The sequence below is a fragment of the Vibrio sp. 1288 genome (assembly GCF_033344475.1).
Genome location: NZ_JAWPOX010000011.1, coordinates 36,492 through 51,133 on the forward strand (window position 1 = coordinate 36,492; position 14,642 = coordinate 51,133).

27 protein-coding genes are annotated in these 14,642 nt (G+C 49.3%); 22 read left to right on the forward strand and 5 right to left on the reverse strand.

Annotated elements, in window-relative coordinates; genetic code table 11:
• Window positions 1-30 precede the first annotated feature (30 nt).
• The 4 genes from R8O11_RS10280 to R8O11_RS10295 form a co-directional block, all read right to left on the reverse strand.
• Window positions 31-294: a major coat protein gene (locus R8O11_RS10280; protein ID WP_140104866.1), complete on the reverse strand. Its 264-nt coding sequence runs from the start codon at window positions 292-294 to the stop codon at window positions 31-33.
• Between the two features lie 269 nt (window positions 295-563).
• Complete coding sequence (locus tag R8O11_RS10285) at window positions 564-869, reverse strand: hypothetical protein (RefSeq protein ID WP_012841822.1); 306 nt, start codon at window positions 867-869, stop codon at window positions 564-566.
• An 84-nt stretch (window positions 870-953) separates the two neighbouring features.
• Window positions 954-2,984 (reverse strand): replication endonuclease, encoded by a 2,031-nt coding sequence (locus R8O11_RS10290; protein ID WP_199803953.1) that lies wholly within the window; start codon window positions 2,982-2,984, stop codon window positions 954-956.
• Complete coding sequence (locus R8O11_RS10295) at window positions 2,984-3,256, reverse strand: hypothetical protein (RefSeq protein WP_318194122.1); 273 nt, start codon at window positions 3,254-3,256, stop codon at window positions 2,984-2,986. The genes R8O11_RS10290 and R8O11_RS10295 overlap by 1 nt, the downstream gene beginning before the upstream one ends.
• Before the next feature lie 200 nt (window positions 3,257-3,456).
• Between R8O11_RS10295 and R8O11_RS10300 the strand changes: the two genes are divergently transcribed.
• Window positions 3,457-3,825 carry a DUF3693 domain-containing protein gene (locus R8O11_RS10300; RefSeq protein WP_318194123.1) on the forward strand — a complete coding sequence of 123 codons (369 nt, stop codon included), beginning with the start codon at window positions 3,457-3,459 and terminating at the stop codon, window positions 3,823-3,825.
• Between the two features lie 17 nt (window positions 3,826-3,842).
• Here R8O11_RS10300 and R8O11_RS10305 read toward each other — a convergent pair whose 3' ends face one another.
• On the reverse strand, window positions 3,843-4,106 hold the full coding sequence (locus tag R8O11_RS10305) for a helix-turn-helix domain-containing protein (protein WP_258483519.1): 264 nt from the start codon (window positions 4,104-4,106) through the stop codon (window positions 3,843-3,845).
• A gap of 144 nt (window positions 4,107-4,250) precedes the next feature.
• On the opposite strand from R8O11_RS10305, the gene R8O11_RS10310 reads away from it, so the two are divergent.
• The 21 genes from R8O11_RS10310 (at window position 4,251) to R8O11_RS10410 (ending at window position 14,582) form a co-directional block, all read left to right on the forward strand.
• Entirely contained in the window at window positions 4,251-4,442 is a 192-nt protein-coding gene (locus R8O11_RS10310; RefSeq protein ID WP_154204399.1) for a hypothetical protein, read from the forward strand.
• Window positions 4,439-4,735 (forward strand): hypothetical protein, encoded by a 297-nt coding sequence (locus tag R8O11_RS10315; RefSeq protein ID WP_318194124.1) that lies wholly within the window; start codon window positions 4,439-4,441, stop codon window positions 4,733-4,735. Before R8O11_RS10310 ends, R8O11_RS10315 begins: the two co-directional genes overlap by 4 nt.
• 13 nt (window positions 4,736-4,748) lie before the next feature.
• Window positions 4,749-5,099, forward strand: coding sequence for a zinc ribbon domain-containing protein (locus R8O11_RS10320; RefSeq protein WP_021450893.1), 351 nt, complete (start codon window positions 4,749-4,751; stop codon window positions 5,097-5,099).
• Window positions 5,096-6,952 carry a hypothetical protein gene (locus R8O11_RS10325; RefSeq protein WP_268844695.1) on the forward strand — a complete coding sequence of 619 codons (1,857 nt, stop codon included), beginning with the start codon at window positions 5,096-5,098 and terminating at the stop codon, window positions 6,950-6,952. Before R8O11_RS10320 ends, R8O11_RS10325 begins: the two co-directional genes overlap by 4 nt.
• The gene (locus R8O11_RS10330) at window positions 6,927-7,163 is read left to right on the forward strand and encodes a hypothetical protein (protein WP_162564178.1); all 237 of its coding nucleotides are present in this window, start codon (window positions 6,927-6,929) and stop codon (window positions 7,161-7,163) included. Before R8O11_RS10325 ends, R8O11_RS10330 begins: the two co-directional genes overlap by 26 nt.
• A 3-nt stretch (window positions 7,164-7,166) precedes the next feature.
• A complete protein-coding gene (locus R8O11_RS10335) occupies window positions 7,167-7,478 on the forward strand; it encodes a hypothetical protein (protein ID WP_069514309.1) in 312 nt (103 codons plus the stop codon).
• Complete coding sequence (locus R8O11_RS10340; RefSeq protein ID WP_318194125.1) at window positions 7,471-8,016, forward strand: hypothetical protein; 546 nt, start codon at window positions 7,471-7,473, stop codon at window positions 8,014-8,016. Before R8O11_RS10335 ends, R8O11_RS10340 begins: the two co-directional genes overlap by 8 nt.
• Window positions 8,006-8,461, forward strand: coding sequence for a hypothetical protein (locus tag R8O11_RS10345; protein ID WP_029826997.1), 456 nt, complete (start codon window positions 8,006-8,008; stop codon window positions 8,459-8,461). Before R8O11_RS10340 ends, R8O11_RS10345 begins: the two co-directional genes overlap by 11 nt.
• A complete protein-coding gene (locus R8O11_RS10350; protein WP_318194126.1) occupies window positions 8,433-9,191 on the forward strand; it encodes a hypothetical protein in 759 nt (252 codons plus the stop codon). The genes R8O11_RS10345 and R8O11_RS10350 overlap by 29 nt, the downstream gene beginning before the upstream one ends.
• A 112-nt stretch (window positions 9,192-9,303) precedes the next feature.
• Window positions 9,304-9,432 (forward strand): hypothetical protein, encoded by a 129-nt coding sequence (locus R8O11_RS10355; RefSeq protein WP_005457441.1) that lies wholly within the window; start codon window positions 9,304-9,306, stop codon window positions 9,430-9,432.
• The gene (locus R8O11_RS10360; RefSeq protein ID WP_318194127.1) at window positions 9,432-10,259 is read left to right on the forward strand and encodes a major capsid protein P2; all 828 of its coding nucleotides are present in this window, start codon (window positions 9,432-9,434) and stop codon (window positions 10,257-10,259) included. The genes R8O11_RS10355 and R8O11_RS10360 overlap by 1 nt, the downstream gene beginning before the upstream one ends.
• Window positions 10,260-10,268: 9 nt before the next feature.
• Window positions 10,269-10,577, forward strand: coding sequence for a hypothetical protein (locus R8O11_RS10365; protein ID WP_025627790.1), 309 nt, complete (start codon window positions 10,269-10,271; stop codon window positions 10,575-10,577).
• On the forward strand, window positions 10,577-10,720 hold the full coding sequence (locus tag R8O11_RS10370) for a hypothetical protein (protein WP_017636141.1): 144 nt from the start codon (window positions 10,577-10,579) through the stop codon (window positions 10,718-10,720). The genes R8O11_RS10365 and R8O11_RS10370 overlap by 1 nt, the downstream gene beginning before the upstream one ends.
• The gene (locus tag R8O11_RS10375; RefSeq protein WP_005457419.1) at window positions 10,717-10,914 is read left to right on the forward strand and encodes a hypothetical protein; all 198 of its coding nucleotides are present in this window, start codon (window positions 10,717-10,719) and stop codon (window positions 10,912-10,914) included. Before R8O11_RS10370 ends, R8O11_RS10375 begins: the two co-directional genes overlap by 4 nt.
• On the forward strand, window positions 10,899-11,285 hold the full coding sequence (locus R8O11_RS10380) for a hypothetical protein (RefSeq protein ID WP_031380915.1): 387 nt from the start codon (window positions 10,899-10,901) through the stop codon (window positions 11,283-11,285). The genes R8O11_RS10375 and R8O11_RS10380 overlap by 16 nt, the downstream gene beginning before the upstream one ends.
• Window positions 11,286-11,801, forward strand: a complete 516-nt coding sequence (locus tag R8O11_RS10385; RefSeq protein ID WP_029826361.1) for a hypothetical protein — start codon at window positions 11,286-11,288, stop codon at window positions 11,799-11,801.
• Window positions 11,798-12,538 carry a hypothetical protein gene (locus tag R8O11_RS10390; RefSeq protein ID WP_318194128.1) on the forward strand — a complete coding sequence of 247 codons (741 nt, stop codon included), beginning with the start codon at window positions 11,798-11,800 and terminating at the stop codon, window positions 12,536-12,538. Before R8O11_RS10385 ends, R8O11_RS10390 begins: the two co-directional genes overlap by 4 nt.
• A 3-nt stretch (window positions 12,539-12,541) precedes the next feature.
• Complete coding sequence (locus tag R8O11_RS10395) at window positions 12,542-13,654, forward strand: hypothetical protein (RefSeq protein ID WP_213879665.1); 1,113 nt, start codon at window positions 12,542-12,544, stop codon at window positions 13,652-13,654.
• Window positions 13,655-13,656: 2 nt separating this feature from the next.
• Window positions 13,657-14,127 carry a structural protein gene (locus tag R8O11_RS10400; RefSeq protein WP_169628975.1) on the forward strand — a complete coding sequence of 157 codons (471 nt, stop codon included), beginning with the start codon at window positions 13,657-13,659 and terminating at the stop codon, window positions 14,125-14,127.
• Between the two features lie 61 nt (window positions 14,128-14,188).
• Window positions 14,189-14,416 (forward strand): hypothetical protein, encoded by a 228-nt coding sequence (locus R8O11_RS10405; protein WP_025625168.1) that lies wholly within the window; start codon window positions 14,189-14,191, stop codon window positions 14,414-14,416.
• Complete coding sequence (locus R8O11_RS10410; RefSeq protein WP_025543506.1) at window positions 14,397-14,582, forward strand: hypothetical protein; 186 nt, start codon at window positions 14,397-14,399, stop codon at window positions 14,580-14,582. The genes R8O11_RS10405 and R8O11_RS10410 overlap by 20 nt, the downstream gene beginning before the upstream one ends.
• Window positions 14,583-14,642 lie beyond the last annotated feature (60 nt).

The window sequence follows — 14,642 nt, forward strand, 5'->3', positions numbered from 1 at the left end:
ACCAATGGGTGTATAAAGCAGTCGTTAGAATTACGTTGCTTTGTTTGCACCTTTCTTGAATAGCTTGATGCCGATGAAACCAACCGTTAGTGGAACAGCGATTGTCCAAGTAGAGGCAAGCATGTCAGTAACAAACGTGCTTAAATCAGCGAATGCTTGCGCTGCCTGATCTGGCAATGCTGCATGTGCACCAGATGCCGCCATAAGAAGTGCACCACCAAATGTCGCACGTTTTGTTGTTACTACTGCGCCAGACTTAGCCATTGCTGCGCGTACTTTGCTTTGCTTTTCCATAGTCTTATTTCCTATGTTTTGTTTATGAAGAAGTTGAAACCTCAGCCGCTTTCTTGAATCCAAGAATGTGGAAACCAATCGAGAAGCCAAGGATAAATGCTGCCCCAAAACAGCCGAGCATGAACTCTATTGACAGCATTTATCTTTGCCCTCCGACCATCCAACCGAGCGCAACTAACAAGAAGCAAATGCCTAAGAACACCATTAACTGAAAGTTATCGAGTCGAGCCATCAGCTCTGCAAATTGCGTCTCGGTCATGATTTAGCCCTTACTTTTCATTAAGTTGAGGTAGGGCGTAGAGGTGGAAACCGTCGATAGAGACGTGTTTACCCTCATCGTTACCAAAGCTGAATTTCTTGTGTTCCACATCAAACATCATGCGATTGCCCACACAGCGCTTGAGCAGTTCGCCAGCTTTGCCGTTTTCCCAAAGCTCAGGAGAGACACGTACTTCAATAGTGTCTGTCGGGTTGGTCGTGATAAGACGCAGCTTGCCGTTTTGCTTTTGTTCGCCGTTACGGTCTGTTTTGGTTTCTTGAACGATGTCCGAAGCATCTAGAATTAAACCTTCCATTCTCATAGTGTTTTGCCCTTATTTTTTAAGTTGTTGGTTAGTTGAAAATTGAAATGACAGTTATTGACACAAGTCCAAGGGAAATTAATGCATCATGTCGGGCGGGGCTGCGCCCACCCAACACGACGCATTAATTTCCTGAGGGTCGGTGAGCAACAGCGCTTCCATTTCGTCATAGAGCGCTAGGTGTTTTTCGTATTGCTCGTAAAGGTCGTCATACATACGCTCGTATTCTTTTTCACGTTCTAGCGCGTCAAAGTAATCGACCACGTTAGACATGATGCCTTGTTGAGCACGGATGAATTGCTCTTTGTTCTCGGTCTTCCAAGTACGGAAGCGAGTCGCGATAAAAATCTTATGGAACATCAAGCCATTCAAACGCGCTTGAGCCATATCGCCATAACGAGTCGATGAGTATTCACCGCCCGAAGCAATCAGTTTTTCGATAGAGGTTGAAACGGAATATTCCGCTTTTACTGGTTGGTCTTTGCGCTTAACGAACACACCGCCCATTGCGTAACAAAACGCTTTCCAGTCGCCCTCATCAGCAGAGCGGCGAACCTTTTCTAATAGAAAGTGTTCGTCTTGAGATAAATCTGTAAACAAAGCATCGTCCTCTTTGAATTCATCACGAAGACGACGAAGCTCACGCCATACCGTGACAGATGGACCACCAATAAATTGAAATTGACGAATTTGATTCACACGCGCCCAAGTTACGACACGTTCCGCCGCATCTGAGCCTGACAAAGACGAACCTTTGTCAGAATCAATGTGTTGACCGTCGATGTTTTTGCTCAGGTATTTAGCGACATAGCCAACGGCTGAACCTTGCGACCAGTCGATAACCTCCGCTTTGAAACGGGCTTTCTTTGCGCCTTTTTCGTCTGGCGAGTCAGCCATAGCAAGACGACGAAACTCAGACGTCACAAATTTGCGTGCGGATTTTTCCATGAACAGCAACAAGTGGTGATGCGGCGTGCCGTCTTGGTGAGGCTCGACAATACGCATCCCGTAAACCTTGATTTTGCTCTTATCAATCGACTTGCGAAGGTTCGCCCAAACGCCCATTAGGTAAGCGTGAGCCGCTTTCGCATCGGGCTTGCCAGCCTCAAGCCATTTCGGGTTGATGTCACCCTTAGAAACAGAGTGAAAACGAGACGGAGCCGTAACCGTGAAGAACACCGCATCGTGATTTGATTCTTGAGCAATCTCCTCAAAGCCACGCAGACGAACGAACATTTCAGCTCGGCGAATCTCAGCGTTAGAAACCGATTTAGCGGATAGCTCGCTGAGTGTGAAGTAGTTAGACGGGTCAGCCTCATCGTAAGCAATCGTGTTTTCTAGCGCGATACGGTTAGACGTATTGCGGTCACGTTGACGGTTTAGAGAAAAATCCGAGCAGTAAACTTGCTTACGGCGTTGAACAAGCGCTAAATCACGCGCAACACATTCAACCTCGTAAGCACATTTACGGCGCAGTTGACGAACAAGCCAATGCTCATCAAGAGCACGGTTCACCAATGCGAAAAGTTCACAGTTGTTTTCTGCGTATTGAATTTGCTCAGGTGAGAATGCCAAGCCTAATGAATCAAGAAGCTGAACCGCTTTATCAAAACGCGCTTGTGATTCTTCAAGAGGAATCGCACTTAACACGCGAGAAAAGTCGCGTGATTTGCGCTTGGCTAGATTGGTAATTTGCTCATCTGACATCGCGTAGCTGTAGCCGTGCTCAGTCAAACGGTCGTGAGCGTCGTTAACTGCGCGTACAGCTTCCAAAGCGTTGCGTGTTTTCAGGATGTCGGTGTAAGCGCGTGTCATATGTCGAGCGAAGTCGCCGTTACGGTGTAATGATTTCGGCAAGTCCAAACAAGGGTTAGAAGTAGGGCGCTCAATAAAATCTGACAGGTCGTGTGAGTAGATAGGCGCACTCATTGCCGATTTCACTGCCGACGGAATGAAATCCTCAGGCGTTGTGAACCTGTGGTCGACGTACTCAAAACGATGGTCGAATAAGTTGTCAGGAATGTGCTCACATGAAGCCCAAGAATGGACAGGAACAAAATCAATCCATTCTTGTTTGCCTGATGCCAAATCAATAACAAGTTCACGCATTATTGAGCCTCAACTGTTTTTGAAATAAGGGCGCGTTTTGGTGCGTCTTCAACGTAAACACGAAGCTCATCAACTTCGTTTTGTGTAAGCTTGCCGTCAGACATGAACCCGTTAAGCATTGGAATAGCGGATGGCTCTTTTTCAATCCAGATACGAACTTGAGCGTAAGTGCTCGCAGGAGCATCGAAATTCGCGCGACCATAGAAAACAAACGCGATAGCTAGTAGCCCAGCTAACATACATAACAGTCCAAATGTTTTGTCGCGTTCCATAATCAACCACCTTGACTAGTTGAGAGAGCGACCGCCAAAGCCAAGCGCGAAAGCGTCAAGGGCAAACGCCCATAGCTAAGGCGGTCTGATACTGATTGAATAACCAAATTTGGTTAGTAGCGTAATCACCAAAATTGGTTAGCGCAAGACACCAAAAATGGTGATTGATAAGCTAAACTGACGGAAACGGAGGAAGCGGTATGTATCAGAACAAACTATTAGATGCCTACAAAAAGGCTCAAAGTTACGTACAAGACAAACAAATTGCAGCGGATATGAATGTGCCGCCGCAGAGAATCAGTGATTTCCGCAAAGGAAAGCGTTATATGACTGATACACAAGCAATTTTTCTTGCAGAGCAATCAGGTTTAGACCCTGAGATTGCATTGTTGGGTTGTCACGCTGATCGCAATGATAATCCGCAGATAAAAGCAGTATGGGAAGGAATTGCAAAAAAGTTTAATGGGCTTGGATTGTCAGGAATCTCAATGGCTTGCACTGGATTAGCCTTAGTGATTGCAAGTCCACAGGAATCACTATTACAGTGCGCATTATATGTGGTGTGGTAAAACCGCCAGTTAAAAGACTAGGCGGCAGAGATTTGATGTAAGGCGTTGATTAGGCGAGGGTTTTTATACTTATCGTCAATCAGACCGCTGACGACACATTGATCTTCTAAATTTAACAAATCGGCGATTTTAAAGGCTACTTCCCAATCCATTGAGTTTTGCTCTTTCCGCCAACGATACAAACGACTGTGGTTAACGTCTAGTTTTTGAGCCAATTGGTACTCTGATGTCAGTTTGTACTTAGCTTTAACCGCATCCAACAGTTCATTTGTGTAGTTCATTTTCTTCGCTCTCCCATGCTCTCAAGCACCATAATAGAGGATCATATTGTCGTTTTCACCATGCACGCAGGGTGTGCATACACGGTCATGTTGTGTATCGTTTTAATCAGTTCATAAATGATACAAGCTTGCGGAGGCTACAACATGGAACGTACTGTTACCGACCCAATTCATTTACCTTGCCCAGATATGGCAGGGTGCGCCAATCCAGACCCTGCCAAAACGGCAAACTCTCTCAATAAGATAGCTCAACTACGCGAGAAGTTCGCTGAGCAATTCCCAAAGAAGAAACAAACCTACATTCCTACACGTTTTCGTCAGGGGGTTGTAGCATGAATTTGAGTATCTGGAAAACGCGCCGCAATCAGCGCCAACTTGTTGCATCACAAAACAATGGAACTCATATTTACTTCGACAGTTTTGAGCTTGAAGCCGTTGAAGCCTCTCTTTGGCTTTATCAGGGTATGACGCTTGTTGCTTGTATTAAAGCGAAAGACGCCACGCTCGCTGATATTACTAGCGCCGCTCATCGCATGGCGACACTTGGTGCGCAAAACAACGGCGAACCACTACACGAAATCCGCAAGCAAGATGAAGCGCCCCAAGTGGGCGCGGATTCTTCCTTATAGGGAGACTTTGAGCATGAGTCTACCCCCTAAAGGATACCGCTACCTATGTTCTAGCTGCGGTCATGAATTCCTCAAGCACATTAAGATTTTTGATATTGCACCATGCACAACGACTTGTACTCAGTGCGACAGAAAAGCGGCTGAACTTGTTTTCGACACCATCAAAGAAAAGCACGAAGCGCAACGCGTTAGTGTAAGGCGTGCAGGTAACTGCATTTCTGAAGCATCGAAAGAAATAAGCGCTTGTATCTCAGTGGAGCAAGGCGCATTTGGGCAGAAAGTTCGTATTGATAAAACCAGTTTAGACATGGCACTAAACAAGCTTGCTCGCGCTGGTCAATCTTTGGAGAACTTACCAAAATGAGCCATCTTTATGACGTGCAATCGCCACGCGAATTTACCCAACTTTTAAGCCCGCATGATGTGGGCTTTATTACGGCGTTAGCGCAAGACGTTACCGTTACCGAGAAAAACATTGCCGCTGTCGAAAGCGGTTTTTTTAGTGCTCCAAACCGTGATTGGATGGAAAGTGAACTGCAAAAGTTCAAATCGTTTGACCAAATCCACCATTTACGCACCTTAAAAAGTGCTGAACTTGGGCGCGAAGCGCTGGACGAAGTCCAGAAAAGACTAGGCTCGTCAAAGGGCGCAAAAGTCGGACACGGAAAACGCAAGCAGATAGACCGCTTAATGACCCGTTCTCGACGTCTGCCGCCGCGCCATAAAACGGAATCGTTTTGTGGCGACAACGTGACCGATGAATATCGGGCACGCTCACAAGCGCAAACAGGTTGGATTCGTAACGAAAACAACCGCCTTGAATGGCAACCGATTGGCACTAGCCGAGCATATTTGATGTCCCGTGGTTGGGCGCAACAGATGAAAATGCAGGTGAAATACCACCCAAGCCCGTCCGAAGCACCCGCGCCGCAAAGTGGTGAGCGTTTCACTGACAAACTAAACCCTCGCGCCGTGAAGAAAATCTTTGAATCGGGCGCGTATGTCGCGGCGTGTCATGGTGGGTTTAGCACCTTTCTCACTCTGACTTTTACGCAAAAGCAACGCGACCGCATTTTTGGTGGCGAAGCGGTCACGGATGAGGGGCTGCCATATTGCCCAATCCAAACCACGATTGGTGCCGAAGTATCCCGCTTTCTAAATGGCCTCAAGAAAATGTACCAACGCGGGTTTGAATATTCCGCAAGCGAGGCGGGGTCACTTGGGTTAGACGGTGACAAAGTCAAAGTGAATGGTCGAATTGGCCGCCCGCTTAAAGCCGCTTGGAAAGATGACGACGGTATCAAGCACGTTAAAGAAATTCATGGACCAACCGCCAACCCGTTTGATTTTCATTACATTTGGGTCGCGGAATCTCCGGCGAATGAAGATGGTGAACCTAATCCCCATGTGCATGTGCTGCTGAATTGGCGAGTGGAACAGCACCACTTTGCAGGATGGGCGAACCGCATCGAGCAGCTTTGGGGCAATGGCATGGCACATCTGGAGAAAATCAAATTCAGCGAAGCGGCGGCGGGGTACCTCATCAAAGCCGTAGGTTACGCGGCCAAGGGCGATAACGCCGACCAAGGACTGATAAAAGGCAATCGCTACAACATCGCACGCTGTAGCCGTGCCCCTGATTGGGATGTATTGGCATCGTTCGAAGTGGACAACATGACGGGCATCATCAAAGAGTGCGGTTACATGTTGGAGCAATGGCGCAAGCCGATGCAGCGAGAAATCCGACGCAAAGAAACCAAAAAGCAAGATGCGATTCGCGCTATCGACATCAACCGCAAACAAGGCAATCACGATGCCGTTCAAAAGCTTAACCATTTGATTAAGAAGCTAGACCACGAAGCACGCCAGATTCGCAACCAAATCAAGAGTCGCGGCACGTTCGCCAGTAGCTTGAACCAATTTTCTATCGTGTTTGAGGGCGAAAAATCCAAACACAAGGCGGGGGCGTTTTTGTATTGGGCGCGCGGTGCGCGTGGTTGGTCGATGAAGTGTACCGCCGAGCGTGATGGTAATGATTTGACGTTAACTCGTGACGACGCCACCGACCTTTACAAAGAACAGTTTGAACGATTTCAACTACGACAAGCCGACTGGAAAAATCAGTTAGCACAAGAGCGGCCGCCAGAGCCGGACATCAACATAATCAAGAGCAATGACATGGCGATTTACCATGATTATTGCCACTACGTTCATTAGCCCGTTTGGGCATTGCTTGCGACAACGATTTCAGCAACTAGGTAAGGACAACCCAATGAGCAACATCGACAAAATCACCCAAGAAATGGAAGCCGAAGTGAAGCGCAGCAAAGGCGGCGTGTTTTGGCGCCTCATGTTGGTCTGGATGAAGGAAGTCAATAAACAGATTCAGAACAAACCGAACACCGATGAAGAACTAGCCGAGGCTTAAACAATGGAAATGCTATCTCTCAAAGAATGTCAGCAAGCAATGGCCGCGCTCGATGCGGCCGACAAACTCAACGCCAGTGTGGAAAACGAACTGAGCCAGTTTAAAAATATGGACACCAACGCGATTATCAAACGTGCAAGCAAGATGCTCATGACGGGTAATTTTTCGCTTGAAGCGTTTGGTTTGAATCCGACGCTGTTCGACCAAATCGAACAGCTTACCAAGCTTAACAACAAGGTGCGTGAAAAGTATCGCGGTTGTGTCAAAGGCAACATGCAGCAATTGGAAACAGTCGAGGCGGTCGCCGATGAGTAAACATCCCAACCCAATTCGCGGGCACGTATCGTGCCCCGTTTGTAGCTCGGCTTCTACCGTGCATCGTGTCGGTGAGGGCAAGCTCATTGCCGAGGGCGAACCCACCAAAAACGGGCGCAATTTAGGGCTGCTGTATTACAAATGTCCGAGCTGTGGCAATAGCCCAATGAGCAAGAGCATTAACGCTTTTGTAGAAACCAACATGGTTGAATCGGTTGAACAGTTAGAGGTGAGTGACGCCGTCACAATTGAGACTGAATCGCCAACGGTTGAACCAGTACCCGAAACCGTTGCAAGCACTGATACGCCTAGCGTTGAAGTAATTGAACAAGTGGAAGCGCCAAGCGTTGAAACCGAGTCACCAACCGACCCCGAACCCGCACCAACGCCCGTTAAAAAGCCGCCGTTTCCGGTTAAAAAAGTCTTGGCAGGGATTGCGTTTGTCGCTTTGCTGATTTGGGCGATTCGTCAACTGATGCCAACCAAGAAACCAACCGAACCAGATACCGAACAAGGAGAGCCAGTCAATGCAGGATGAAATGGAAAACCAACCAGAGCTAGATGATTGGGGCGACTTTTCCGCGGTTATCAGTGGACTGGAACAAACCGAAGTCAGCGAGTTAACCGACTTACCAACCGAAGCGGCCAACGAGGACAACTACCAACCCGCGGGTGAAATGTTCGAGGGCGCATTGTCGGTGCTGTTCACCATTGCCGAACAAGCGACGTCGATTATTTCCGGTGTGGATTTTGAGTTTGATGAAAAAGGCAAAGCGGCGGTGATTGATGCCGCGTTGCCTGTCTTGGAAAAGCACAGTGATAGCGTGTCGTCGTTGTTTGGTGACTACATGCAAGAAGCCGTTTTAGGCTTGGCGGTGTTGTCGCTGGTCTACAGTGCCAAGAAAACCATGGCATACCAAAAAGAGCTGTTAGCGATAGAGGAGGAAAAACAGCGTGAGCAAAAAGAAAAAGACGCCGCTTAAATTCCCCAATCCGGTCAACTCCAATCCGTCACACGATGCCGAGCATGTCATCTACGTGGCGGGCACGGGCGGGGGTAAAACCTCGGCCGTTAAGCACTTGGGGTTAGTACCAAAAGCCGCGCAAGCGGTTTTTTTTGACCCTTACCGCAACTACGCGGGGGCGAAATTTCGCGGCCAACAATGCCTTGAAACCAGTTCTCGCGTGGCGTTCATCAAAGCCTTGGTGATGGCACGTAAACGCGGTAAGTCGTTCAAGTTGGCTTATATCCCCAAAGATGGGGCTTGCTCGGAGGAATTGGAGTTCTTCAGTGCCGCGGTGTGGGCGGTGGGTAATGGCGACGCTAAACAACTGCATGTGATCATCGAAGAGCTTGCAAGCTGCGTGGAAACGTCCGGTAAACTCAAAGGCAAAGCGGGCGAATTGTGGCGCGGTGGGCGTCAATATGGGCTTGTACTGCATTCGATTTTCCAACGCGGGCAGGAAGTACCCAAGACCGTGACCGAGCAATCACCTGTATGGTGGATTGGTGCGGTCAACTCGATGGCGGATGCTCGATGGCTCGCCGATAAAAAGGGCTTGTGCGTCGATACTTTGGCGGGCTTGAAGTCAGCCAAAAACAACAAAGCCGCAATTGGTAAGCCGATTGCCGAATATCTATTGGTTCGTGACGGTATCGGCAACGTCGAAAAAGGCGCATTCAACTGTCTAACCGGAACACTTCAACGCTAAATCCAACCTATAGGTTAACCACTTAACCTATAGGTTGCTCTCACTTCCAAGCCTGTCCGTTTCCCTGTTTCATGAAATCACTTTTTAACCGTGTACAACCGAAAGGGACAACATGAAACAGCAACACAAAAACCTACTGATGGCACTGATTATCACGTTAATCGTGATTGCCGCTATCAACAACATCAGCGTGCTCAATCCAGTGCGTGAAACTCTTAACGGCGAAAATGGGTGGTTCTAATGGAAGCACTAAAACAACCTTTTAACCCGCGTCCACGTGAGCTTGACCCTGTTGAGGGTGTGAACTGGGGCAACCAAGCCACCTTGCGCTTGGTATCGGGTCCAACTTACCAAAACATTGAACTGGTGACGGACATTCTCGACGCGGCAGACATCGAGCGCATCACGGTGAAAGTGAACGGCCGTGAAATCGTCAACGTGACAGCTCAAGACCTTATCGACCTGCAAGAGCACAAGAAAGAATACGTGCAAGCGGGTCGCTACGTGCTGAATTTCTCGGATTTGTCGATGCGTACCAAACTGGGTATCCGTACAGGTGAGCTAGTCACGCTGCAAGGCGAAATCTGGTTTATGTACATCCAGCTAAAAGCCAAAACGGGTGCCGCGGCACCAATGATTCGCGCTCGTGCTCATACCACGGCGGCGCAAAGCCAACGCATTTACATGCCGCGCATCTATTCCCAAACGTGGTACGCCGCATCGAGTGGTCGCACACCGTTTGACTTTGCCGAGCGTAGCGCGGCGCTGTCAATCAAGCGTTTGCACCTCAAAGACAACACCATTGAACGCGTTCGCGTCCTGCGTGATGAACGTGAAGAACTCAACGTGAACAAGACCGATAACGCCTACGACTTAGCCGCGGCGGGTCGTGAGCAAAATGCGGGCTTCTTCTCGATGGACTTCACGCGTTGCGGTTTTGGTAGCGAAGCACGTTTACCAACGGCGGCCATGAAACAACTGGCGTTTGAAGTGGAAAAAACGGCGGCGGGTAGTATTCCGGTGCTGATTGAAGCCATCGAACAAGTGGCGGTGCCTACCGCGCAGTAAGGGGGCGTTATGGCGCAAGAGCAAAGCATGTGGGGTTCCATTTGGGATGGCGTCTTAGAAACGGGCGGCGAACTGATGACCGACGTCACCGACTTGGGCAAAGACTGGCTCGGCGTAAAGATTGAGAACGAAGCTCAACGCGTCGAATCCAGCAATCCAGATGAACAGCGAAAGCACAATAACGACTACCAACAACCCACGGGTGAGCCTGTGTACACCTCCGCGTTTGCGGGGGTGACCACCACGCACCTAATGATGGGAATGCTGTTCGTACTGTTGTTATTGGCGATGTTCTACGTCGCTAAGGGGAAGAAGTAATGCCGTTTATTCCATACCTGATTGCAGGTGCGGTGGGCGTATGGGCGGGCATCAAAGTTTCGGGCGGTTTTGACCGCATCGGATGGGTGCTCGGTCTGCTTCTGGTGTGTTATGTCCTGTACAAGAAAGGATTCAAATTATGATTGGTGGGCTTTTAGGCAATTCCGGCTCGATGCCAATTAGCGCCAACGGTGGTCCCGCGGTCAGCGGTGCCGATGGCGAATCAAGTGGCAGCCTCTCGGTAGGCAATATCAACATGGGCGGGGGCAATTCCACCACGTTGATGATTCTTGTAGTGATTGTGATTGCGGCGGTGTTGCTATGGAAAAAGAAGTAATTGAAGTCGTGACGCAATCGAAACGTGCGCTTGGTGAACTCAAGCCCGCGTTTCGCGCTTGCCCTGATGCGTATGTTGAATTGTGCAAAGCGGTCAAGGATGGCCGCGTGAGTTTGTATCGCCTAATCAGCAATGAAAATGATCTCATCATTGCGGGTGAGCGTGATGGGGATAACTACTTTTTGTGGGGCGTCGCGGGTCGTGGTCTGCGTTCGGGCATCAAACAACTGGTTAATGTCGTTAAAGCGGCGGGGATGCAATCGCTATCTGCGGATACGGCGTTTCAAGGTGTGGCGCGTTTAGTGCGTTCAATTGGCGTGACCGCCAAGCAAGACGGCGACTTTATTCGTTTGGATTTGGGAGTGCAGTAAATGGGTAGTTCTAAATCAAAATCGAGTAATACCAGTAACACCACTAACGTCAGCGGTCAGAATGCCATTAGTGGCGATAACCTCGGTGTAGCGATTTCGGGTGTTAATAACTCGACCATCAACACCACTATGACCGACCACGGCGCAGTCAATGCCGCCATGGAGCTTGGCGAACAGGCCTTTGAGTTTGGTGGCGAGATGCTCAACAGCAATGAGCGCATTTCGCTTGAAGCGATGGACACCACGCACGACATTGCCGAAACCGCCATTGATGAAGTGGCCGACTTTGCGGGCGATTCCTTGGCGACCTATGCCTCAACCAACAGCGAAAACCTCGATATGTTGGCGGGACTGGCGGGCAACCAAGCGGCACAAAACTCGAAGAATCTACAAGCCATGATGGACTTGGCGAAATTCAAACAAGACGGCGGGCAAGTCGAAACAAGCAAGATGATGGTCGTTCTGGCAATCGTGCTTGTGTTGGTGCTTGGCTACGTAATGGTGAAGAAACGATGAACACGCAACTAATCGCGGGTCAAGCCATCCCGCTAACACCAGATGGTAATTGGCTGTATCTGAAAGCGGCGCAAGCTGAGATTGAAATCTATCGTGAATCGTCCGGTGAGCGCGTCACGCTTGGCAAGTCGTCGGTGTTTAACGTGGGCGAGGGTAAGCACCTTGGGCGTTTGCTTATCTCAAGTCGCACCGATAACCAGATTGAAATTCAATTTGGCTTTGGGATGTTCACGCCGCCTGTTGAGGGTCAAAGCGTGGTGGTTCAAGCCTTGCCGAACGTGGTAATTGAACAGCAACCCGCGGTAGAAATCGCGCCCAATCAGCAAGTGGCGGTGAGCCAATTGCCTGCCGTACACATTGCAGCAAATCAACAACTGGCAGTGTCTGCGCTGCCTGCTGTTGAACTGGCAGCCAATCAGAAATTGGCGGTGACGTCATTACCATCGGTGGAAGTATCCGCACTGCCCGCGGTCACGCTCGAAGCCGCTCAAGTGGTGAAAGTCGATGAACAAGTCAGTGGAAACCTCATCACCGAAGCGGTGAGCGTGTTCCCACACAACATTGCACACAACGCCACGCGCAAAGCCATCACGATTAAGGCGGCGAAAGCCAATAGCGCCTCGGTGTTTATTGATGCGTTTGAACTGGAAGCGGGCGAGCGCATCACCATTGAAAGCACGGCCGACATGACCTTAACAGGTACGACGGGTGACACCGTCACTACTATGGAGATTTAACGCATGGGACAAGTACGAGAAAATCTACCCAACGGCGACCCACGCAACAAAATTGAATACTTGGCCGATTGCATCGACGACGCCAAGGCGCAAGCAAGCGGGGAACCGCCTAAAAACTTATTGGTTAACCCTGATTTTTCGGCGGCTGAGTTGGACATCAACTGGCAAACGGATTTTTACGCCCGTTGGACAACTGGCTCCTTTACTTACGCGAACCAAAGTGAAAGCGAAATGCACTTAGGCCGCAGCTTTGGCCGTCCGGCTCCGTTTGGATGGGGCGTCGAAGTCAAAGCCGCGTCGTCTTACGCTCACAGTGCGTTTTATAACACCATTGGCAGCGAAGTAGAAAAGCGCGACCCGACAGCAAAGGCGGCGTTTTTCTTGATGGGATTTGGTGATGCCAAGGTGATTCATTTCAGCGTGTTTAGTGCACCAATGGAAAGTGAAATTCTATACAACGACGAGAACGGCGAGACGCAGCGCAAAGACCTGTCTTATTCGGCTTACCTCAAGATGCACGACGATACGGTTTATCACCGTTTTGGTGTGGTTGAGCTCGACCACAACGGCAACTTTGTTGATTACGTTGGCAAAGCCTTTTCGGAGCGTCCTGAGCCTGCCAAGTTTGTGCACTCCTGGTTACATGGTTTGAAGTTTAAGCCAGGGGGCATTTATGCGTTTTTTGTTGAGTCGGACATGAACAACGGCGGTAAAAGTTGTGCATTCACTGGCGCGGGCGTGTTCTTGAATCCAGACCAACAAAACATCGTGCCAGATTTAACGCCAAGCCTAACCGCAAAAGAAGCGTCGCGTTGTGTGGAGTCGTTCGGACGTTTCACCAAAGCCGACTTAATCGCGGGCGTTAGCGTGGATGTGGGGCGTTATCCAATGCCGTATGGCATGGAAAAACACCTAATTTTCTGTAACTGCCAAATCACGGAAACCGCCACGAAAGCGCCGATTAGTCCATCGACCATCACCAAGACCGACTACAAAACGGTGAGTGTGGTCGGGGATACCGTAGGCACTCAAACGCACGGCCATTTAATGGCGTACTACTCAAAAACGCCCGTGCACTTGAATTACTTCAACTCAGTCAACTATCAAGCGGTGTAGTTATGCCGCTATTTATCTTTGTCATCATACTCTTAGGAATGGGAGCCTTTACTATGACAACCTCAACCACATCAAGCGTTCGCGGGATTCGCATCCATAACCCGCTTAACATTCGCATTGCCTCTAATGCGTGGAAAGGCAAGGTGACGCCGTCACGCGACAAAGCCTTTGAAACCTTTAAAGCGCCCGAATGGGGCTTTCGTGCGGGAGCGATTTTGCTGCGTAACTATCAGCTACGCCACGAACTGCACACGCTGACCGAAATCATTCACCGCTTTGCGCCACCAAACGAAAACCACACGGCCAACTATGCACGCTTTGTCGCGGGTCGCGTGGGCGTTGGTATGGATGAGCGCATTGATTTAGTGAACAACAAGCCGTTGCTGGTCGAAGTGCTTCACGCCATGAGCATCATGGAAGTGGGTCGCCATTACAGCAAACACACGGTACTGAAAGGTGTCGAGTTAGCTTAAAACGTCGTTGAAAACGTCATTGATAGCGTCATATGACGTTTGATTATATTAAGGAAAAAGTATGTTTGAACGTTCAACATTAAAAGGCTTTGCGTTATTAGGTTCGGTCATTGCTGCGGCGACGGGCTACGGCCATTTATTCAGCGTGGAATTGACCGACACGGGCGTCAATTTTGGCGGTGCGGTTGGCTTGGCGATTCCCGCCGTGATTGGCGCTTATGAAGCGTTGCCGGACAAGTGGAAACCAAGCAAAAAAGTAGGGGGCTTGGATGGAGAGCGCCCTAGTTAACGCCTTATCTGGTCTGGGCTTTTCGTCTGAATCGCTTGTGCTATTTGCTTTGATGGGTATGAACTTGAAATACCAGATTGCCATCAATAAGCAGTTAACCCAAGGGCTGCAAGAAGTGCGAGAAAGTGTTTTGGTTCTAACGGCCACGCGCAACAATGAAAGTTAGACAAAACGAAATGAAAGCGGAGCCTAGCAGCAAGGTTCCGCTTTCTTTATTATATGCTTT